At 38.6% G+C, this 19,940-nt stretch carries 27 protein-coding genes and 2 pseudogenes; 23 read left to right on the forward strand and 6 right to left on the reverse strand.

Annotated features, from left to right (window positions below; all coding sequences use genetic code 11):
• Window positions 1-4: 4 nt before the first annotated feature.
• The 4 genes from J2S11_RS18680 to J2S11_RS18695 all read left to right on the forward strand — a co-directional run bounded on the left by J2S11_RS18680 (window position 5) and on the right by J2S11_RS18695 (window position 2,469).
• Window positions 5-1,027 (forward strand): cytochrome d ubiquinol oxidase subunit II, encoded by a 1,023-nt coding sequence (locus tag J2S11_RS18680; protein WP_307397180.1) that lies wholly within the window; start codon window positions 5-7, stop codon window positions 1,025-1,027.
• A gap of 84 nt (window positions 1,028-1,111) precedes the next feature.
• Window positions 1,112-1,249, forward strand: coding sequence for a cytochrome bd oxidase small subunit CydS family protein (cydS, locus tag J2S11_RS18685; protein ID WP_307397182.1), 138 nt, complete (start codon window positions 1,112-1,114; stop codon window positions 1,247-1,249).
• Window positions 1,250-1,424: 175 nt separating this feature from the next.
• On the forward strand, window positions 1,425-2,267 hold the full coding sequence (locus J2S11_RS18690; protein ID WP_307397184.1) for an SPFH domain-containing protein: 843 nt from the start codon (window positions 1,425-1,427) through the stop codon (window positions 2,265-2,267).
• A 13-nt stretch (window positions 2,268-2,280) separates the two neighbouring features.
• Window positions 2,281-2,469: a type II toxin-antitoxin system antitoxin gene (locus J2S11_RS18695; RefSeq protein WP_307397186.1), complete on the forward strand. Its 189-nt coding sequence runs from the start codon at window positions 2,281-2,283 to the stop codon at window positions 2,467-2,469.
• A gap of 138 nt (window positions 2,470-2,607) precedes the next feature.
• Here the strand turns inward: J2S11_RS18695 and J2S11_RS18700 are convergent, their stop codons facing one another.
• Both J2S11_RS18700 and J2S11_RS18705 read right to left on the reverse strand, forming a co-directional pair.
• The gene (locus J2S11_RS18700) at window positions 2,608-3,228 is read right to left on the reverse strand and encodes a flavin reductase family protein (protein WP_307397188.1); all 621 of its coding nucleotides are present in this window, start codon (window positions 3,226-3,228) and stop codon (window positions 2,608-2,610) included.
• A complete protein-coding gene (locus tag J2S11_RS18705; RefSeq protein WP_307397190.1) occupies window positions 3,225-3,458 on the reverse strand; it encodes a DUF3951 domain-containing protein in 234 nt (77 codons plus the stop codon). Before J2S11_RS18705 ends, J2S11_RS18700 begins: the two co-directional genes overlap by 4 nt.
• A 272-nt stretch (window positions 3,459-3,730) precedes the next feature.
• Here J2S11_RS18705 and J2S11_RS18710 point away from each other — a divergent pair, with 272 nt between their 5' ends.
• The 7 genes from J2S11_RS18710 (at window position 3,731) to J2S11_RS18740 (ending at window position 8,883) form a co-directional block, all read left to right on the forward strand.
• A complete protein-coding gene (locus J2S11_RS18710; protein ID WP_307397192.1) occupies window positions 3,731-4,426 on the forward strand; it encodes a class I SAM-dependent methyltransferase in 696 nt (231 codons plus the stop codon).
• Between the two features lie 27 nt (window positions 4,427-4,453).
• Window positions 4,454-4,912, forward strand: a complete 459-nt coding sequence (locus J2S11_RS18715; protein WP_307397194.1) for a GNAT family N-acetyltransferase — start codon at window positions 4,454-4,456, stop codon at window positions 4,910-4,912.
• A 112-nt stretch (window positions 4,913-5,024) separates the two neighbouring features.
• Entirely contained in the window at window positions 5,025-5,600 is a 576-nt protein-coding gene (gene maa, locus J2S11_RS18720) for a maltose O-acetyltransferase (RefSeq protein ID WP_307397196.1), read from the forward strand.
• A gap of 47 nt (window positions 5,601-5,647) precedes the next feature.
• The gene (locus J2S11_RS18725; RefSeq protein ID WP_307397197.1) at window positions 5,648-5,929 is read left to right on the forward strand and encodes a hypothetical protein; all 282 of its coding nucleotides are present in this window, start codon (window positions 5,648-5,650) and stop codon (window positions 5,927-5,929) included.
• Window positions 5,930-6,097: 168 nt separating this feature from the next.
• Window positions 6,098-6,796 (forward strand): response regulator transcription factor, encoded by a 699-nt coding sequence (locus tag J2S11_RS18730; RefSeq protein WP_307397199.1) that lies wholly within the window; start codon window positions 6,098-6,100, stop codon window positions 6,794-6,796.
• The gene (locus J2S11_RS18735) at window positions 6,793-8,166 is read left to right on the forward strand and encodes a sensor histidine kinase (RefSeq protein WP_307397201.1); all 1,374 of its coding nucleotides are present in this window, start codon (window positions 6,793-6,795) and stop codon (window positions 8,164-8,166) included. Before J2S11_RS18730 ends, J2S11_RS18735 begins: the two co-directional genes overlap by 4 nt.
• Window positions 8,167-8,262: 96 nt before the next feature.
• Entirely contained in the window at window positions 8,263-8,883 is a 621-nt protein-coding gene (locus J2S11_RS18740) for a PepSY domain-containing protein (protein WP_307397203.1), read from the forward strand.
• 239 nt (window positions 8,884-9,122) lie between these two features.
• Here the strand turns inward: J2S11_RS18740 and J2S11_RS18745 are convergent.
• Window positions 9,123-9,301: pseudogene (locus J2S11_RS18745) on the reverse strand (CatA-like O-acetyltransferase); the annotation flags it as partial.
• A gap of 177 nt (window positions 9,302-9,478) precedes the next feature.
• On the opposite strand from J2S11_RS18745, the gene J2S11_RS18750 reads away from it, so the two are divergent.
• The 9 genes and pseudogenes from J2S11_RS18750 (at window position 9,479) to J2S11_RS18785 (ending at window position 15,137) form a co-directional block, all read left to right on the forward strand.
• Window positions 9,479-10,405, forward strand: a complete 927-nt coding sequence (locus J2S11_RS18750; RefSeq protein ID WP_307397205.1) for a DUF2268 domain-containing putative Zn-dependent protease — start codon at window positions 9,479-9,481, stop codon at window positions 10,403-10,405.
• Window positions 10,380-11,126, forward strand: coding sequence for a MerR family transcriptional regulator (locus J2S11_RS18755; protein WP_307397207.1), 747 nt, complete (start codon window positions 10,380-10,382; stop codon window positions 11,124-11,126). Before J2S11_RS18750 ends, J2S11_RS18755 begins: the two co-directional genes overlap by 26 nt.
• A gap of 95 nt (window positions 11,127-11,221) precedes the next feature.
• Window positions 11,222-11,461 (forward strand): annotated as a pseudogene (locus J2S11_RS22340) (DUF5946 family protein); the annotation flags it as partial.
• On the forward strand, window positions 11,460-11,669 hold the full coding sequence (locus tag J2S11_RS18760) for a DUF5946 family protein (protein ID WP_307397299.1): 210 nt from the start codon (window positions 11,460-11,462) through the stop codon (window positions 11,667-11,669). The pseudogene J2S11_RS22340 and the gene J2S11_RS18760, both read left to right, overlap by 2 nt.
• 171 nt (window positions 11,670-11,840) lie before the next feature.
• Window positions 11,841-12,017 carry an NADPH-dependent FMN reductase family protein gene (locus J2S11_RS18765; protein ID WP_307397209.1) on the forward strand — a complete coding sequence of 59 codons (177 nt, stop codon included), beginning with the start codon at window positions 11,841-11,843 and terminating at the stop codon, window positions 12,015-12,017.
• A gap of 12 nt (window positions 12,018-12,029) precedes the next feature.
• Window positions 12,030-12,389 carry an NAD(P)H-dependent oxidoreductase gene (locus J2S11_RS18770; protein ID WP_307397211.1) on the forward strand — a complete coding sequence of 120 codons (360 nt, stop codon included), beginning with the start codon at window positions 12,030-12,032 and terminating at the stop codon, window positions 12,387-12,389.
• Window positions 12,390-12,610: 221 nt separating this feature from the next.
• The gene (locus tag J2S11_RS18775) at window positions 12,611-13,681 is read left to right on the forward strand and encodes a fumarylacetoacetate hydrolase family protein (RefSeq protein ID WP_307397213.1); all 1,071 of its coding nucleotides are present in this window, start codon (window positions 12,611-12,613) and stop codon (window positions 13,679-13,681) included.
• Window positions 13,678-14,553 (forward strand): MBL fold metallo-hydrolase, encoded by an 876-nt coding sequence (locus J2S11_RS18780; protein ID WP_307397215.1) that lies wholly within the window; start codon window positions 13,678-13,680, stop codon window positions 14,551-14,553. The genes J2S11_RS18775 and J2S11_RS18780 overlap by 4 nt, the downstream gene beginning before the upstream one ends.
• A 2-nt stretch (window positions 14,554-14,555) precedes the next feature.
• Complete coding sequence (locus J2S11_RS18785) at window positions 14,556-15,137, forward strand: TetR/AcrR family transcriptional regulator (RefSeq protein WP_307397217.1); 582 nt, start codon at window positions 14,556-14,558, stop codon at window positions 15,135-15,137.
• 54 nt (window positions 15,138-15,191) lie between these two features.
• On the opposite strand, the gene J2S11_RS18790 is transcribed toward J2S11_RS18785, so the two are convergent.
• The 3 genes from J2S11_RS18790 to modA all read right to left on the reverse strand — a co-directional run bounded on the left by J2S11_RS18790 (window position 15,192) and on the right by modA (window position 17,372).
• Entirely contained in the window at window positions 15,192-15,848 is a 657-nt protein-coding gene (locus tag J2S11_RS18790; protein WP_307397219.1) for a phosphatase PAP2 family protein, read from the reverse strand.
• A gap of 79 nt (window positions 15,849-15,927) precedes the next feature.
• Window positions 15,928-16,587 (reverse strand): molybdate ABC transporter permease subunit, encoded by a 660-nt coding sequence (modB, locus tag J2S11_RS18795; RefSeq protein ID WP_307397221.1) that lies wholly within the window; start codon window positions 16,585-16,587, stop codon window positions 15,928-15,930.
• A 5-nt stretch (window positions 16,588-16,592) separates the two neighbouring features.
• Window positions 16,593-17,372, reverse strand: a complete 780-nt coding sequence (gene modA / locus J2S11_RS18800; RefSeq protein ID WP_307397223.1) for a molybdate ABC transporter substrate-binding protein — start codon at window positions 17,370-17,372, stop codon at window positions 16,593-16,595.
• Window positions 17,373-17,554: 182 nt separating this feature from the next.
• Here modA and J2S11_RS18805 point away from each other — a divergent pair, with 182 nt between their 5' ends.
• From J2S11_RS18805 to J2S11_RS18815, 3 genes are all read left to right on the forward strand, one after another.
• Window positions 17,555-18,535, forward strand: a complete 981-nt coding sequence (locus J2S11_RS18805; RefSeq protein ID WP_307397225.1) for a helix-turn-helix transcriptional regulator — start codon at window positions 17,555-17,557, stop codon at window positions 18,533-18,535.
• A 191-nt stretch (window positions 18,536-18,726) separates the two neighbouring features.
• A complete protein-coding gene (locus J2S11_RS18810; RefSeq protein WP_307397227.1) occupies window positions 18,727-19,347 on the forward strand; it encodes a nitroreductase family protein in 621 nt (206 codons plus the stop codon).
• Between the two features lie 219 nt (window positions 19,348-19,566).
• Window positions 19,567-19,890 carry an antibiotic biosynthesis monooxygenase gene (locus J2S11_RS18815; RefSeq protein WP_307397229.1) on the forward strand — a complete coding sequence of 108 codons (324 nt, stop codon included), beginning with the start codon at window positions 19,567-19,569 and terminating at the stop codon, window positions 19,888-19,890.
• The last annotated feature ends 50 nt before the right edge of the window (window positions 19,891-19,940 follow it).

Below are 19,940 nucleotides of genomic sequence, written 5' to 3' on the forward strand. Positions count from 1 at the left end.
TTATATGAGCTATGAAGTTGTTGGAATTACTGTATTGTGGATATTTCTATACGGCTATTTGATTGTTGCTTCGATTGATTTTGGAGCTGGTTTTTTCAGCTATTACGGAACGATTACCGGAAAAAAGCATATCATTCATCGCGTCATTGAACGTTATTTGTCTCCTGTATGGGAGGTAACGAACGTATTCCTCGTCTTCTTTTTTGTCGGGATCATCGGCTTTTTTCCAGATACGGCCTTTTATTACGGAACGGCTCTCTTAATACCAGGGAGTATTTCAATCATCCTCCTTGCGATTAGGGGATCGTACTATGCCTTTAGCACGTATGGAGCAAAGGACAATAAATTTTATATGTTCCTCTATGGGGCAACGGGTTTGTTAATTCCAGCTTCCCTTTCTGTTGTGTTAACGATATCAGAGGGAGGATTCATTCAAATTGATGGGGATAGTGTTACCATTCTCTACGATAAATTATTTTGGAGTCCCTATTCCTGGACAGTGGTATTCCTAGCAATTGTTAGTGTGTTGTTTATTTCCTCTAGTTTCTTAACGTATTATGCTTCAAAAGCAAAGGATCAGCCCGCGTTAGATATTCTGAGAAACTACGCTTTGGCCTGGAGTGTTCCAACGATTATGATCAGTCTGCTTACGTTTTTGGCTTTAAGTGAGCATAATCCGAGGCATTTTGAGAATATGCTTTCCATCGGTTGGGTGTTCGGCTTATCCTTTATCTGCTTCTTAGGGGCTGTGTACTTGATTTGGAAGAAAAAATACTTTGGCTTTGCGTTTATACTGATCATGGTTCAGTTTGCTTTAGCGTTTTTCGGTTATGGCTTCTCCCATTTGCCCTATCTGTTATACCCGCATATTACGATTTACGACGGATTTACGAATCCAGCGATGGCTACAGCGTTGATTGTGGCGTTTATAGCAGGGCTGTTTCTCCTTATTCCTTCACTATACTTGTTAATGAGGCTGTTCCTCTTTGACGGGAAATATGTTGAGGGACGGTCAGGCAAGAAATAAAGCTAAAGTTGAGTGATAAAGAAAAGATAAATACGAGTATCAGTTCATTAACAATATTAATATTGAAAAAAGGAGTGAGTGACAATGGATTTCTTTCTTATCATGATTGCTCCACCACTTGTCCTTTTCTTTTCAGTAGCTCTGTTGTTTATATGGGGAGCCTATGGTAAGGAGAAGGTTGGAAAAGAAGGAGAAGAATCGACTATTGAGTTAGAGAAGTAGCTGTCGTGTAGCATAGAGATGTGCTGACTGAATTTACTTGATGTTATTGATAAAGTCATAATTAGAAGAGCTCTCAGAAAGGGGGGTTCTTTTTTTATCCCAATATATTGAAAAAGTGATATCATAATGATATTATATTAATATCAATTAGATGATCATGAGAGGGGACGATGAGTTGAAAGAGAAGTTAGCATTTAAAATAAACGGTTTTCTTGGTATTTTAATCATTGTTGCGTTAATCTCTTCAGGTGCTTACTTGTTCATTCAATCCGTTAGTTTTTTTGCTTTGTTATTGATAGTTGTAGGTATCCTGTTAGCTACCGGTATTATTAGTGTTCAGCCAAATCAAGCGTATGCAATCACATTTTTTGGACGTTATATAGGAAGTATCCGTGAAAGTGGGCTATGGTTAACAGTTCCAGTAACGCTTAGAAAAAGTGTTTCACTTCGAGTGCGTAATTTTAATAGTAAAAAACTGAAAGTTAATGACGTCGATGGGAACCCAATTGAAATAGCCTCTGTTGTTGTTTACAGGGTAGTGGACTCGGCTAAGGCATTATTTGAAGTTGACGACTATGATAAGTTTGTCGAGATTCAAAGTGAGACGGCTCTAAGACATGTAACGAGTAAATATCCCTATGATACCTTTGAAAGTGATGATTACTCACTTCGTGGTAACTCAGATGAAGTGGCCGAGGAGCTTTCTAAGGAAGTGCAGAGTAGATTGATCGTGTCTGGTGTAGAGGTTATTGAGGCTAGATTAACACATTTAGCTTATTCTACAGAAATTGCTAGCGCTATGCTTCAAAGGCAGCAAGCTAAAGCGATTTTAGATGCTAGAAGAATTATTGTAGATGGAGCTGTCGGAATGGTTCAGCTCGCTGTCCAAAAGATAGAGGAGGATCATATAGTGGATCTGGATGAAGAAAGAAAAGCAACGATGATAAACAACTTGATGGTCGCTATCGTAGCGGATCGCTCTGTACAGCCAGTGGTTAATACAGGGTCGATTTATTAGCTAGGTCTAAAACATGTCTAATAAAAAGAAATTTCTTCTCCGCATAGATCCGAAGCTATATGAGGTTTTAGAGCGCTGGTCCACCGATGAGTTTCGAAGTGTAAACACACATATTGAATATTTACTCAGGGAGTCAGCAAAACGAGCAGGGAGACTTCATGGAGAAAGTAGAAATGTGATAAAAGAAGATGAAGATTCGTAAAGTGAAGGGGTTGTCAGAAGTGCAGTAATGAAATCGAAAATCCCTATCCATACTAAAAGATGCCTCCCTCCATTTAATATGGTGTAGACAGGCATCTTTTTTCACGAAATCACACGAACATAACTACTAACAGATTCATTAGCTTGGGCGGTCTAAACTAAATGGTTTATCTAAAGTGGCGTATCCATTCCCGGCTAATCTAGCCACTGGTTTCGCTTTTTCACAAAGAATATACTCCTTCTCCGTATCGTACAGGTGGTCTGCAATATGATAGCAAAGCACTTTTCCAATCAGAAAATCAGTGTTGGTATGTCCTTGATCATCCTGAAAGGTAAGATGCTGGTCAAGCTTACATTCAAAACGAATGCTTGCTTCCTTGATTCCTGGCACAGAAACTATGGAGCTATCTGTGGTATGTAGGGAGGTTAAGGAGAGCTCACTTTCGTCGTTTTTTAAAGTAGCGGCTGTTTTATTGATCTCTTCAATAAGCTGTTCATCGCTTAAGTGCACGACAAATTCCCCGCGATGGATCGCATTTCTAGCGGTGTCCTTCATTTCACCATCTCGTCTGCCAACAGAAATTGAAATTCTAGGAGGATTGCTGCTGGCCACATTAAAAAAACTAAAAGGTGCAGCGTTTACCGACTCGTTAACGGTCGATAGTGTCGTCACAAAGGCAATGGGACGAGGCACAACAATTCCGGTAAGTAGCTTATAGTTCAGCTTAGCCGGTATTTCTTCAGCAAGGATACGGATCATTTTTTCACCTTCTTTTTATTTTTGTTTTTATCATCACCTTGGTCATCCTCTTCTTCCTTCACCTCTTTATGCTCGTGAAACTCTACAGATGTTTGCCCCATAATTCGATCAAAGGGAGTATAGCTGCTTACGGGAACCTGTTTTTTTATAAACATTTTAACAACAATGTAACCGATCAAAAAGAAAATTGGTCCCAAAAGGGAGAGCATTAAAATAAGCGTAAAATCCATGCAATCAGTCCTTTATTTCAATTTTACGTTATCAAATCAAAGCAGTTTCAGTCAATAAGCTGTTGTCTGTTTTATTTAGAGTTTATCAAATTTGGGACAAGAAAGCGTAAGCCTTAGAGGAGAGGAAGGAGATATCTATGCTTTTCTAACTTACACTGCCAGTCGTTAAAGGAAAACTTAGCATGATATGACGTTCATCTTAAAAAATCGCTTGAGTATGACCTTAGTTAACCTTTAAGATAAAGTGGAAATAATCGTAAAGGAGCAAAACGATGCCTAATCATACTCAGATTTATTTACTTGAAGCACAACGCTATGAGGAGTTAATTGCTAAGCAGCCCTTGCTTGGAGAAAAATTACACGAGCTCTACCCATTCAGTGGTAAAGATGTGCTTGATTTAGGAGCAGGTACGGGAAGGTTAACCGTACCAGTAGCTCAAAAAGCTAACTCAATCTTAGCTTTAGATGCTTCAGCAGCCAAGCTTGAGGTTACAGCGAAGAAGCTTGAGGATTTAGGGTTATCAAACTGGAGGACAGAGGTAGCTGATCACAGACAGCTTCCAGTTGAAGCAAATAGTATGGATCTGGTTGTCTCAGGGTGGAGTATTGCTTATTTAGCCAGTACGAATCAGAAAAACTGGAGCGAGGATTTGAAGCAGGTTATTTCGGAAATCAAGAGAGTGCTTAAGCCTGGTGGAGCTTGTGTAATTTTTGAAACGTTAGGCACTGGATGGACAACACCTCATCCACCAGACTTTTTAACCAGTTACTATACCCTTCTCGAACAAGAGTATGGCTTCGAAAAGCAGTGGATACGCACAGATTATACATTTAATCATATTGAAGAGGCAGTGGAACTAACACGATTCTTCTTTGGAGATGCTTTAGCTCAAAGAGTGCGTGATGAGAATCTTGTGATTTTACCTGAATGTGCGGGGATTTGGACATTAAAGCTTCCGAGTTCATAAAAAATAGTTAGGAATGAGGGGATAAAAATGGAGCAATCTATATCACTACAGTTCGAAGAAGTAACTATTGATAGTCAGGAAGAGGCCAAAGAGATTATCCTTGAGGGGCTAGGCGAACGATTTGGCTATATCGACTACTCTTTAAATCCTGATTTAGACCAAATCGTTAGGACGTATAGTGCGAATGGGGATTGTTTTTTAACTGTTTATATGAAGGGTGAAATGGTGGGAACGGGAGCATTGATCATTGAAAGTGACCAAGTAGGCAGAATCGCTAGAATGTCCGTTAAGAAGGAATTTAGAGGAAAAGGTATTGCTAGTCAGATGCTAGAAAGACTTATAAATACGGCGAAGCAACGAGAAATAGAGGAGCTAGTGCTAGAGACAAACCTAGAGTGGGTGGATGCAGTTCGTTTTTATCAAAAGCATGGATTTAAAGAATATGAGAGAGACGTAACTCAGATTCATATGAATAGGAAAATCTAAAGATAGCCAAGATAAATTTTGCACAGCCTCCAGGGTAAAAAGCTTTATAATAGATAAGTGAAACTGGGCTTAATATAACACGTAGATCATATCATGAAGAGGTGGAATCAAAATGAGTCGTACAGAAAAAGAAAAGATGTTAGCAGGGGAACTCTACATAGCTGCTGATCCTGAACTAAGGAAGGAAAGCTTAAGAGCAAGGGAGCTAACTAGGAAATTTAATCAATCGATTGAAACAGATCAGGAGCTACGCTTACAGATACTCAAAGAGCTTTTCGGCTCTACAGGTCAAAATATTTACATAGAACCCACTTTTCGCTGTGATTACGGATACAATATTCATGTTGGGGAGAATTTTTTTGCGAACTTTGATTGTGTCATACTTGACGTATGTAAAGTAACAATAGGTGACCATTGTATGCTCGCTCCCGGAGTACATATTTATACAGCTACACACCCATTAGATCCTATTGTGCGAGCTAGCGGTGCTGAATATGGAAAGCCTGTTACGATCGGTAATTATGTATGGATTGGAGGAAGAGCAGTCATTAATCCTGGTGTGACGATAGGGAACAACGTAGTGATTGCGTCAGGAGCAGTGGTAACGAAGGATGTTCCTGATAACGTGGTAGTAGGAGGGAATCCAGCAAGAGTCATTAAGGAAATTAAGCAGGATATAAAGGAGTAAGAGAATTCGAAGAAGCACAGCGTTCATAAAGGAGGAGGATGCTAGAAATGGTGATAAACGATAAGAAGGTAAAGGAAGAAGAGAAATTGAGTGAGAATCAGGCCAAGACCAATCATTCGATGGACGAGAATCATCGTTTAGACTCATCTAGTCATCGTGTAGAGCCTTATAACAGTGCGATGGATCATTACCAAAGACATATGGGATTACCATCAAAAAGAGTAGATCTTAGAACCATGCCAAAATGGTTAAGAATCTTTTATTATGGGTTTATTACCGTCGTTTTGATCGGTTTTATCTTTTTACTTTACGCCGTTATATTTAAGTGAAATGAGTATTATATCGGAATAAGACCTAGATAGGTTAAAGAAAAAGAGCAGGATTAGCTTCCTGCTCTTTTGTGTTTTTAGAGCAGATAAGCCAATTTGACAGCTATCTAACTAAAAGGCAATATAATAAGAAATAAGAAACAGTCTTAAAAGGAAAGAGGCTGGGATATGGACAAACGAATCTTAATCATTGAGGATGAGGAAAAGATAGCGCGTGTGATCGCTTTAGAGCTAAAGCATGAAGGCTATGAGGTTGAGATGGTTCATTCAGGGAAGCAGGGCTTAGAGAAGGCACAGGATGCTAAGTGGGATTTAATCCTGTTAGATATTATGATCCCTGAATTAAATGGGATGGAGGTACTCCGTCGATTACGTGGCGCTTCTATCCAAACACCTGTCATCCTTTTAACAGCTCGTGATTCTGTATTTGAAAAGGTCAGTGGCTTGGATCAAGGGGCTAATGATTACATCACTAAGCCCTTTCAAATTGAAGAGCTATTAGCGAGAATTAGAGCATGTATGAGAAGTGCTGGAAGCAACCATACCTCAAATAAAGCTGAACAGAGCTATCATGTAGCTGATTTGTACGTAGATCTAAAAACGAGACAGGTAGATAGATCAGGGAAGGATATAGAGCTTACCCCTAGAGAATTTGATTTACTTGTTTATCTCATGCAGCATAAGAATCAGGTATTACAGCGTGAACAGATTCTTGAGCAGGTATGGGGCTATGATTATTACGGAGATACGAATGTGGTAGATGTGTACATTCGCTACCTACGTAAAAAAGTAGATGCTGCTTATGATCCGCCACTAATCCAAACTGTCCGGGGTGTAGGCTATAGTATTAAGGAGCCGCCCGCATGAAAATTGGTGTTAAAATTCAGCTGTTAACGACCGTTTGGCTCATCTTAATTTTGGTTCTTGTTAACACGGCAGTGTACACGATTTTTTCAACCAGAGCTACTACGGCAGAGCTCAATCGACTCATGGATCAAACTGAAAATATGGTTGAGGCCGTCAGGGTGAATCCAGATTCTCCTTTTAGTCCAGCTGAGTTACTCAGGACAAATTTACCAGCCAATGGATTGATAAGAGTAGTGAATGAACAAGGTGAAGAACTCCTGATCGTGACCAAGCGTACAGATTTAACAGCTTTACCTGTGCAATACAGTGACAGACAACAGACTACAACGTTTTTCCATGCAGATGGAGAACAGATTGCAGTAGCTATGCACCCAATTATTTGGAGTGATGGTTCAGTAGTTAGCTTGCAGGTTGGGGAGAGTCTAGCTTTAATTCAAGAGAATATTAGACAGCTTGGATTAGTTTTAATCCTATCTACATTAGTCGTTTTACTACCTGTATTTATTGGGAGTCGTGTCTTAGGTAGAATCATCCTGCAACCGATCAAGGCAATGATCAAAACGATGGAAGAAATTCAAAGAAAGAAAACATTTAAACAAATATCGCTGAAGAAGCATTCAAACGATGAATTGGCCCATATGGCCGCTACCTTCAACCGAATGATTGAGCTTTTGCAGGAGAATTTTGAAAAGCAGCAGCAATTTGTATCTGATGCTTCTCATGAGCTTAGGACTCCATTAACAGTAATCGAAAGCTATGCGGCTCTTTTGAAACGCTGGGGAGCGAAAAAACCAGATGTTTTAGAGGAATCAGTTGAAGCGATTCACTCAGAGGCTCAGCGTATGAAGCTACTTACGGAGCAGATGCTACGTTTAGCTAAAAATGACACAGCAGGTGAAATAGATGTTCAACGTGTCGAACTGGTTGAGCTTTGTCAGGATATAAGTAGAACACTTGCTAAGACCTACCAACGGGAGATCAGATTCATTTCAACTGAGGATTCTTTGTATGGGTGGACAGATGAACAGCTCCTTAAGCAAATTTTATTTATTTTGCTTGATAACGCGATGAAGTATAGTGAAGGAAAGGTCGTACTCCAAATAGGGAAAAATCTGAACAAGCTATATATTCGGGTTGAGGATGAGGGAATAGGCATTCCTGCAGAGGATTTGGAAAAGGTGTTTGATCGCTTCTATCGAGTAGATAAAGCTCGGAATCGTTCTACAGGGGGGAGTGGCTTGGGATTATCCATAGCTTCAAATCTAGTTCGTGCCCTAAATGGGGAAATCCATTTAGAAAGTGAAGAGGGTAAAGGAACTATTGTGACGCTTATGCTTCCTGTGCCTCCAGAAAAAGCTTCTGAAAAATAATGGTGTTTCTCATCAAATTTTAATCTTGCTCTAAGCTTACTTTCATGTTGGTCGGATAGGATAGACTTATCAACAAGTTAAAAGGAGGAACAAGAGATGAAGAAAACATGGATTTCCGTATTGCTTGGAGCGGTGCTGATTGCAGCTGTAGGATTTGGCATACAGCAAACCTTTGCAAGCCCGACTGGTCAGCCAATGTCTATCGATGAAGCGAGTAAAATTGTGACAGATAAATACCCTGGAAATGTAACAGAGGTTGAGTTAGAGAAGGAACGGGGCAAGCTGGTTTATGAGATTGACTTAAAAGGTCCTCAAGGTGAGTATGATGTAAAGCTTGATGCTGTTACGGGAGAAATTCTTAAAGTGAAGCAAGAGAAAGTTCTCCAAGGAAATGAGCAGTCTAATTCGAACCAGCAGAATGAAAACCAAGGATCAAATACTAATGATAGAGAGGCGGCAACAGGAGGGGAACAGCAACAAACTCCTGAATCCACACAAGCACAACAAAATTCCACTACAATGATTAGTATGGATGAAGCTGTTGCTATTGCTTTAGAACGAGTACCCGGAACATTAAAGGAAGCAGAGCTTGATCGTGATGATGGACGATTGGTTTATGAGATAGAGATTAAGACTGAGACTGGGGAAGCAGATATTGATGTAGATGCTTATACGGGTGAAATCGTATACTTCTCTATCGAATCTGATCTTGATTAAAAAATTGAATCTACTCTTGTTTTAAATTTAGACTGCACCTTCAATGGAGAGAATTTTCTCTAACCTACGAGGTGCAGTTTAGTTTTTACTCAGATTCGGATGTCGGAAGAAAGTGTAGACTTGATTAGTTAGGTTTTTGACCGAGAAAATAGAGTATTAGCCAAGCGATACTTCATTAAGCTAACGGGCAGTTTAGCGACATTAGAAACCGACTCTACAATGTACAGTCGGCAGTTTGTCTAACAGTATAAAACTTTATAAAATCCAACCATTAGACTTTCTGCTAACTCCTGAGCAGAGTTCATAAACAATCCTGCATGATACCCATCACAAACAGAGTGATGGACTTGTAAAGATAACGGTAAGTAGATTGAATTACCTTTATTAAAAATTTCCCTGCTGTAATAATGGGCAGAATGGTTTTAAGAGTATGTTGAAAAATGGTAGATTTATTTAATCATTATTTAACTTATTCTTGGAGGTATCAGATGGAGCACCATCTACCTAATTTCAGTAATTGAATAAAAATTTCTTGACTATGACGTTAGGTCATAGTGCATAATTCTCTATGAATACATAACTAGGAGTGAGAGATATGAATATAAAAACATTGCGTTCAGACCAAATTTATCAAAAGGTTGCCCAAGCTTCGCCCGAGGAAAAGCTTGAATTATTCAGAAACGAAATGATGGCTCCCTTTATGAAACAATGGCAAATTCAACAAATCCCTTTTAAAGCTGAAGAGGCGAATGGTTTTGATGTTATTACGATGAATAATATGATGCATCGATCCCCTGAGCAGATTACCCCTCAGATTTCGTCAGAGATAGAGCTGATTTCGTCAGATTCTTTTTGGTCAGAGTGTGAGGATGCTGTAAGGAAAAGCCTTCGTCTATTTACAGAACATGAAATAAATCTCCCCGTATCCGAATATTTGTTTACCATACAACTAGGGAATCCGGAAAGCCGTGCCTTAGTCATAAACGAAGGATATAGTGGCTTTGGGGGCATTCCTGGGTTTATCACGTGTACGCTCTTGCCCAATGAGTACACGATTCCTCGAATGAAGGCTGCGCTGGCGCACGAATGTAACCATAATGTGCGATATCAATTTATTCAGTGGGATCACACCGTTAATTTGGGTGAGCTCATTGTAAGTGAAGGATTAGCTGAAAACTTTGCTACGTTCATGTTTGGAGAAGAATTGCTCGGGCCTTGGGTAACGAAAACAAGCGCAGATACACTTAATAGGCGTATAAAGCCTGTGCTTAGAGAGCAATTGCAATTAACAGGGTTCGATAAATTTGCACCGTATCTTTACGGTGACGAGATCGCCAAACTTCAAAATTTTGAACCGGTCAATATGCCTTATAGCGCTGGCTACGCTTGCGGATATTATTTAATCCAATATTATTTAAGAAAAACAGGAAAGACGATCTTTGAGGCCACCATAACACCTGCTGCTCAAATACTAGACGAAGTAAAAGGATTCTGGGATGAAGAAACCATTATTAGCGGTTAAAGATATTGTTCAGATTACTGGCATTACAGGTCGGACCCTGCATTATTACGATAGAATTGATTTATTTAAACCGACACATCTCACAGAAAAAGGGTATCGCCTATATGATCGAAGCAGTTTGGAAAAACTTCAAACTATTTTGTTCTTAAAGGAAGTAGATTTTTCCTTGAAAGAAATTGCGGACATTTTAAAGCTGACCAGGCAAGAACAGAAACAGATATTAAAGAAGCAGAGCCAAACCTTATTATCAAAAAAACAAAGACTAGAAACCATCATGGTAGCTCTCGACGAATACGTTTCGGGGAATGATATTAGTCATTTGCAAATCTTCAACGGTTCTTCCGTTTTGCCATTGAAAGAACAATATGCAAATGAGGCGAGGTTCATTTATGGTGAAACAGAAACGTATAAAGAGTTTAATGAAACGTTGGAGAAATTATCACCAGATGAAAAAGAGGAACGTTTTCAATTCATGGAGGAAATATTCAAACAAATTGCGTCTCGTATCGATCAGGATCCTTCCTCCGATGAAGTTCAGCGATTAATCGAGGAATGGAAAAAAAATCTAATGCAATTCATGACATGTGATGAAGAGTTACTGGCCTGCATTGCTCATACCTATAAATTCGATTCACGGTTCAAAAACTACTTTAATCAATATGGCAATGAGGATTTAGCAGATTTTCTTTACTGTGCAATCATGCATAATATCAATCGGTAATCATCTCAATGAATGGTCATGCTGATTTATATGGTTACGCCCAAAAATACGATCGGTAAGGGTAAAGAATAAACGTTACAAAGGAGGTAATCGTATTGGATACTTGTGTTAAATGTGGTGCTGAGCTTCCACAGGAGAATACATGCGAATCGATATTCAATGAATTTATGGCACTTGAATTCACCGATCCTAGCTACGGGCAGGTGCACTTTCTAACTGTTGCCTCGTACATGGTTCAACATGCAGGCTACAGCGATGAAATGTATGTCTGGGTGCAATCCGCATTAAGGAGGCATCTGGAGGAAGGTTACCCTACGGAGTTAATTCGCCAAGATATGGCCAGAGGACCAGGGACCAGGGACCACCAAGGGTATTCGAAGACCAATGAATGCATTACCACTACCCAAAGTAGTTTGGAGCATGACGATCGTCGATGTGGCCTCACAAATGCATGACTCCGATAGTTATTGTAAGCTCGTAGAGCAGTGGGGGCGTACAACACTGAAAGAAATGGACCCACTGGTTGTGAAGATTAATGATTAAGCTAACGGGGAACGTTAGTTCATAACCAAGCTTCCTCTCATCAACAGCGTTGTATCTAAGTCGAGATATCCTTCTCTATTTGAAGGTTGTTCGATTCATCCTCAAATTGTTTCCTGAATTCGATATGATTTGAAGCCCCATCCACACATATCGTTTAGCAAGGATGATCTTATGAACATTATGGTTATCGCAGCACACCCTGATTTAAATCTATCCAAAGCCAGTAAGGTCTTAATTCAGGAACTTCATAAATCTAATAAACACGCGAATATTCTTGTTCGCGACCTATATCTGGAATACCCCACTTGGCAGATCGATGTGGAAAAAGAACAGCGGATGCTGCTATAGTATGATCGGATTGTGTTCCAGTTTCCCTTTTATTGGTACAGCTGTCCGCCACTGCTTAAGAAGTGGTTTGACAATGTGCTGACCTTCGGCTGGGCTTATGGTCCAAGAGGAGATAAACTTCTTGGCAAAGAGTTCATGATCGCTACGACCACTGGAGGAACGGAAGCAAGTTACAGGTCTGGCGGTGAAAACACGTATACAATCAGTGAATTCCTGCGACCTATTGAAAGAACGCTGATGAGATGCAACGGTACTTTTCTTCCGGTATTCGTTGCGTACAGCGTAATGCAAGCTAAGGATGCTGATTTGGCACATATAGCAGAGAAGTATTCGAAATTTATAAGGGGTTCCAGGGAAGTACTCATCCATTAATGCCCAAATAAAGGGACAGCCTCGTAGAGTTTTGAATCTCTGCAAGACTGTTTCTATCGTGTTTACGGTTTTTGGATTGAATTAACTAAACTTCTTAATATATTGACGTATACATATCAAATAAAGAAATAACGACGAATGTATGCAAGTAATTACTTGCATACATTCGTCGTTATTAGTAAAATATCAGTAAATAGTAAATGATTATAGGAGGCTTACATTTGAAACTAGTTACCTTTTCTCTAAATAATTCAAAGATGGAGCAGTTTGGTATCGTTATTGATGACTATGTTATTTCATTTGAAAGACTCAGGTATCACTCAAACCTCTTCACTCCATTATTAAATAATATTAACAGCTATTTACAGGGCTTGCCCGAAAGTGAGCAGGATGCACGTAAACTTCATGCTCATGCCCAAGAGATGATTTCTGAAAACAATATAGAATCATTTCTCAAGTTAGAGCAAGTCCAACTGCTTTCGCCTATACCTAATCCGCCAGCAGTTCTTGATTTTGGTTTATCTCCAAAGCATTTACTAAATTCAGGATATACACTTATCGAGCATGAATTTAAAGGGATATTAAAACCTATATTGCGGAAGGTTCTCGATAAAGCTTTGCGAAAGACTATTCAAAAATCTAGTATGCCTTATTATAAATGCAACCATTTGTCAATAAATGGTCCATTTGATACATTAGTTTGGCCATCTTATACCTCTTATTTGGATATCGAACCAGAGTTGGGGGTTGTCATAGGAAACTCAGAGGTTGACCCTTCAACTGGTAAGAATAGCACCTCTATTGCTGGGTATGTAATTATGAACGATGTATCTGCACGGGATGTTCAGTTTCCTGATTTTCGTTTACTTTGTGGTCCAGCAAAAAGTAAAGACTTTGATAAAAGTATCGGTATTGGACCTTATTTTGTAACATCGGATGAAGTGGAGAACCCTCTATCTTTAGATGTGAGAGTGGAGATAGATAAAAACAACCGATTATCATGGCAAGGCAGTACATCTGAATATATCTCCCATCCCCAAGAGGTTGTTGACTATCTTTCTAGAATTTTCACCCCACCACCTGGAACCATTATTGGTATGGGGACGATCCCTGGGTGCTGTGGGTTAGATAACAATCAATGGTTATTACCGGGGGATGAAATAGAGATTTCGATAAAAGGGTTAGGAACACTCAAGCAATTTGTTCCTAACGAATTAAAAGCATTACAATCATCAAGATGGAAAAACCGGGAAGAGTTAAAAGCATATTATAAGCAATGGGGAAGTGAATGAAGATGAAATTACCCTCTGTACCAGACACTACTCCTGAATGTAAGCTTACGATTATGAATGCAGGATTTTGCAAAACTAAAAGATCTCACCTAATAAAAGGAGCTGATTCAACAGATATATCGATTCCGGCACTTTTTTTCTTAATTGAACATCCTGTACATGGTAATATTTTATTTGATACGGGTTATTCAACACGGTATTTTGAAGCGACAAAAAACTTTCCTTTTTCACTAATGAATAAAATGACTCCGGTTCAGATAACAGAGAAGGAAAATGCCATAAGCCAGCTATTAGAAATGAATGTTACAGCAAGGCAAATTCAAACCGTTATCCTATCTCATTTACATGCTGACCATGCTGGCGGGATTGCTGATTTTAATGACTCTACTATCTATATAGATAAGAAGGAATGGAGATATGGTCGACAGTCTAAATTAAAATTACTAATTAATGGATATTTAAAGCATTTGTTTGAAAATATAAATCCATCTTCAGTGAAACTATTAGATTTCGAAGATAGTGAGTATTCCTACGGTCCTTTTCTCAGAACGATTGATTTATTTAAGGACAACACGATTATATTAGTTCCACTTCCTGGTCATTCCATTGGTCAGTTTGGTCTACTTCTAAATATTTCAAATCAGGAAAGATATTTCTTAATTGCGGATAGTGTATATCTAAAAGCTAATTATCAGAAGAACAAGGGTGGGTCAATTTTAAGCAGAATCGCTCATTATAATCGAAAACAATATGAAAGTAACTTTCCAATGCTAAAACAGCTAGAGATGATGAATCCCAACTTAATCATTATCCCATCACATGATCCTGATATGTACAAGCAATATATAAATGATACTAAAGTGAGGTTATAATTTTGACACAATCATTCAATACAAGGGGTAAAATACTACAGGCTACCTTATCATTAATAAAGAAAAAAGGATTTCGTGGTGTTACAACAAAAGAAATTGCTCATCATGCAAATATTAATGAAGTTACTATTTTTCGTCACTTTGGTAACAAGATGAACATTTTAAACACCATAATCGAAGAATATTCTTATATCCCTTCCTTTAAAAAGGTGCTACATGAAGAGATTGTTTGGAATCTTAAAGAAGACTTACAAGCCATTACAAAATTATATTTTACTTTCTTTAAGAAAAATGGTGATGTAATAAAAATTGCCTATAAAGAATTAGGTAATTTTCCCGAGTTGGATAATAGAATTACTGTAATCCCCTCGCAGCTTAAAGAATTACTTGTGCGGTATTTTGATAAAATGCAAGAGCTTAATAAAATAAAAAAATGTGATAGTAACGCAATGGCTACAGCTTTCATATCAATGAATTTTGGCTATTTAGTTTCAATGGTCATACATAATCATGATTTCGATGTCAATGAGGAAAAATTTATAGATGATAGTATACAGATCTTCACTGTATTATTAGGTTTCTGAAAATCTTTTTAATCTACCAAACTTTAAGGTCCTGGATATGGGGGAAAGTGAACATTATTTTGTTTCCTTTTGAATGCCCTTTCTTTCCTCCCAGCTTTGAAAGAACCAAATGGCTAAAAAGACCCAGAACCCGCTAATGAAATAAGCTCCTATTACATCACTAGGGTAATGAACACCAAGGTATAAACGGCTTATACCGATAGTGATAATCATACAGGTACTAAACAAAATGAGGAAAAACCGTCCAAGCTTAGAGGGAACATGTCTCCATAGAATAAAAGTCAGAATGGCGTATAAAGAAAATGCCCCCATGGAGTGACCACTAGGAAAGCTATAGCCTGTCTGTTCTATAAGTATATTGATTTCAGGACGAACCCTTTGAAAGATTAGCTTCAAAAGTATGTTCAGGATGCTTGTTCCTAACATAACGGTAGCAAGCAGAATGAGCTCTCTTCTATGGCGCAGGATGACATATAGAAAAAACATGATCAATATAGTCAAAACGACAACTGAGCTTGGATTACCAATAAAGCTGAAAAAAAGCATGATGCTCGTTAATAATGGGTTCACCAGCTTGGAAATGGCTGATAAGACAGATAAATCGAACTGCACAACATGTTCCATTCTAATTAAAAAGGAAGTCCCAATAAAGCCAATAAGACCAGCTAAACTGATTAGAAAGGCTTTTGAGAGTTGTTTTTCTAATGGCATTTCATCACCTACTTGCTGGAATTAATTTGTATCTGTAGTATATGCCATTTATAGCAACTATCACAATCTTTCTTTTAAATCAGTATCTTTTAACTCTATGAACTAAACTAAGTAAAACAAATGAGAACAGTACAATACTTGCTACCCAATAATAAGCATACGTTATATTACCCGACTCTACGGCCACAAAAATAGCAGTAGAGATCGTCTGTGTCCGTCCAGGAATACTCCCAGCAAACATTAAAGTAGCTCCAAATTCACCAAGACCACGGGCAAACCCCAGCATATACCCTGTTAGCAAATATCGCCAGGACAAGGGCAGAGTAACATAGATAAAAACCTGCCACTCGCCTGCACCTAGCTGTCTAGCTGCCGCTTCTAGCTCCGGATCAACACTTTCAAAGCCGTTTCTCAGCATCTGGTAGACCAAGGGGAAAGCGACAACAATGGCCGCAATAACTGCAGCTGAATAGGAAAAAACTAGCGGCTTAGAGAATAACCATTCCACGGCTTGTCCGATCCAGCTATTTCTCCCTAGTCCTACCAACAAGGCAAATCCAACAACAGTAGGAGGAAGGACTAGCGGGAGCATAAGGAATGTTTCCACAGCACTTTTACCTTTAAAACGCCTTCCCTTCATAAACCAAGCAGCAGCTACGGCTAAGAGGAAGGTGAGAATACTGGACACACTAATAATTTTGACAGAAACAAGGATGGGACTCCAGAAGGAAGCACTCATCTTAATTACATTCCTGTAAAACCGTATTTTTGAAAGATTTGAATCGCTTCATCCGTCAATAACCATTCATAAAAAGCTTTGGCTTCGTCTGGATGGTCAGATGAACTAAGTAAGGCAATGGGATATATAATTTCATCATGAAGCTGATGATCGACCTCAAGGGCAATTTCAGTATCATCGATCAAAATAGCATCTGTTCGGTATACAAGTCCTGCATCGACATTACCGGTCTGAACGTAAGTCAGAACCTGACGCACATCACTACCAAAGATAATTTTTGGCTCTAGCTCAGAAAACAATTGCATATTTTCTAAGGCCTGGGTCGCATATTCACCAGCTGGAACCGTTTCAGGCTGACCAATTGAAACAGATTGCACGTTATCGTTTGTTAAGTCCTCGAATGATTGTAGCTCAAGATCACTATTTTTATGTGTGACAAGAACAAGATCATTACGCAGATAATCTACCTGCTCAGTTACTTTATCCTCTGCTTCAAGCTCATCCACCCAGCGAACTGCAGCAGATAAAAATAGGTCTGCTGGTGCTCCTTGATCAATCTGAGTCTTTAACTGACCTGAAGAACCATAGTTAGGAATAATCGTAATGTTTTCTTGTTCATTTTTATACATTTCAATTAAATCAGTCATAGCGTTTGTCATGCTAGCGGCTGTCATTACATGAAGCTCAACTTGTCCATCACTAGAACTGTTAGCACAACCCGCTACTAACAATACACTAGTCATAAAACAAAGGATTATGATTAACTTCATTTTTCTTGAAACCATACAATTCTCTCCTTATCAATTATGTAATATTAATGAAATCCATTGTATTATACCATATTAGATATAACTAATTATAACTAAATATATCTAATTGTATCATTCGTGTGAAAAATGCTTTATAGGATAATGAAGTGGAATTAGATTATAATGAATATATACTAGCTGTTCGGGAGAGTGAAAAAATGAAGGAGAAGTCCTACACAATAGAAGAGATCGCTCAACTATTAAAGGTATCCAAGCTAACCGTCTATGATCTAATAAAGAAAGAAAAGCTTATTGCTTATCGAGTTGGAAGGCAAATGCGAGTGGATGAATCCGATTTACAAGCCTACAAGCAAGGGGCTAAAATTAGTAAAAATGAAGTCCAGCAGGGACCTATTATTCTCAGGCAACAAAATCCTGCAATTCACGGGCAACAAAAACCTGCTAGGGATGGACAGTACACAGCTAGCCCTACAAGACCAGTTATTATTAGTGGACAAGATGTATGCTTGGATATTTTATCTAAGTATATGGAAAATGAGGATCAAAGTTTTAGACCGCTTCGTACCTATGCTGGAAGCTTAAACAGCTTAGTTAGCATGTATCAAGAAGAATGTGATGTTGTGAGCTTACATTTATATGATGCAGAAACGGATGAGTATAATCTACCATATGTGAAACGATTATTGACTGGACATTCTTATATAGTGATAAATTTGCTATACCGATGGGCTGGTTTTTTTGTGCAGAAGGGAAACCCAAGAAAATTAAAGGCTTGGAGTGATATCAGTCAGCCTGGCTTACGGATTGTGAATAGAGAAAAAGGAGCAGGAGCAAGAGTATTGTTGGACGAGCAATGTAAGCTCCATCACATAAAAGCTACTGAGCTTCAAGGATATACAATTGAAGAAACAAGTCATTTAGGTGTGGCAGGTGCTGTTGCCGCATCAAGGGCAGATTTAGGCATAGGGAGTGAAAAAGCAGCACGAATGGTTGGCGTTGATTTTATTCCGTTAATTAAAGAAAGATACGATCTGGTTATTAAAAAGAACGCAAAAAATGAGCAACTGATTAAGCTTATTCTTTCTATTTTACAGTCAGATTCCTTTAGGAAGGAATTGGATTCTCTTGGAGGCTATGATTTAAGCGATGTTGGGAAGATTATGTATGAAACAGATTAACGCTAAAGTTGTGAAAGAGAAATTGGATGCTGATGGGGATATAGCTTTTTGTCTGTGATAGATCATAAAATTATTGACTTACTAAAATAATGTAACTATAATAATTATAGCTGAAGAATAAAAAGAAAAAATGATTTTAAATATAGAATTCTTCAGTATCTATTGACAGATAGGATGGAGGAAAAATACTAATGAGTAACGGAGGGACTACTACTGTGTCTGATTTTTATGCAGCTATTAAAGAAAGACGTTCTATTTACGCTATAAGCAAGGAATCACCAATTTCGGATGAGAGAATTCAAGAGGTTGTGGAGTATGCGATTAATCATACGCCATCGGCATTTAACTCACAAAGCTCCAGAGCTGTTATTTTACTTCATGAGAATCATAACAAGCTATGGGATATCACCAAAGAAACGTTACGTAAGGTTGTTGGTGAGGGAGATTTTTCTGGGACAGAGGAAAAAATGGCGTCTTTCCGTAACGGCTACGGAACCGTATTGTTTTTTGAAGATCAATCCGTTGTTGAATATCTTCAAGAGCAATTTGCCTTATACAAAGACAACTTCCCAGTTTGGTCTAATCAATCAAGTGGGATGCTGCAGTACAACGTTTGGACAGCTTTTAGCATTGAGGGATTAGGAGCTTCTCTACAGCACTACAATCCATTAATTGATGATGAGGTTAAAAAAGAGTGGGGCATTCCTGATAGCTGGAAGCTTATCGCCCAGCTACCATTTGGTAAGCCAGCTGCTCCAGCAGGTGAAAAGGAATTTGCTCCAATTGACACTCGCTTAAAAGTATTTAAATAAAAGCAAAATTCATGGCATAATTGCAAAGCTAATAGTTAAAAAGGTGTCTCACAGTCGTTTTGCGGCTGAGACATCTTTTTTAGCAATATAGAGTGTAAATGAAGAGAGTCTTCTTCCCTCTCTAATTGACAATGAGAATCTTTATCAATAAAATAAAAAGAGAGATCTTTGTACACAAAAAAGATTTTCTAGTGAATTCATGAGAGGAGATGAGAAGGAATGTTTATAGAGACAAAAACATTTACTGTGACGGAGGGCTCGTCACAGAAGGTTGTAGACCATTTTACGGGAGAAGGAGTGATCGAGCACGCTGAGGGATTTATTGATCTGAGTGTTTTAGTGAAACGTGTTAGACGAGGGGAAGAGGAAGTGATTGTGCTGATCCGTTGGGGATCAGAGGATAATTGGAAGGCATGGGAAAAAAGTGAGCCACATTTAGAGATGCATAGACAGAGCAGAGGAAAGCCTAAGCCAGAGCATATAATTGATGTAAAGCTAGGTTTGTATGATGTTAAATCGAGTAAAAGTGCGGTAGTTTCATAAGGTTAATGAAAGGTTGATGAATAGAACAAAGTAGTCGATGGAGCTGTCAT

Source organism: Bacillus horti (assembly GCF_030813115.1).
GTDB classification, from domain to species: domain Bacteria; phylum Bacillota; class Bacilli; order Caldalkalibacillales; family JCM-10596; genus Bacillus_CH; species Bacillus_CH horti.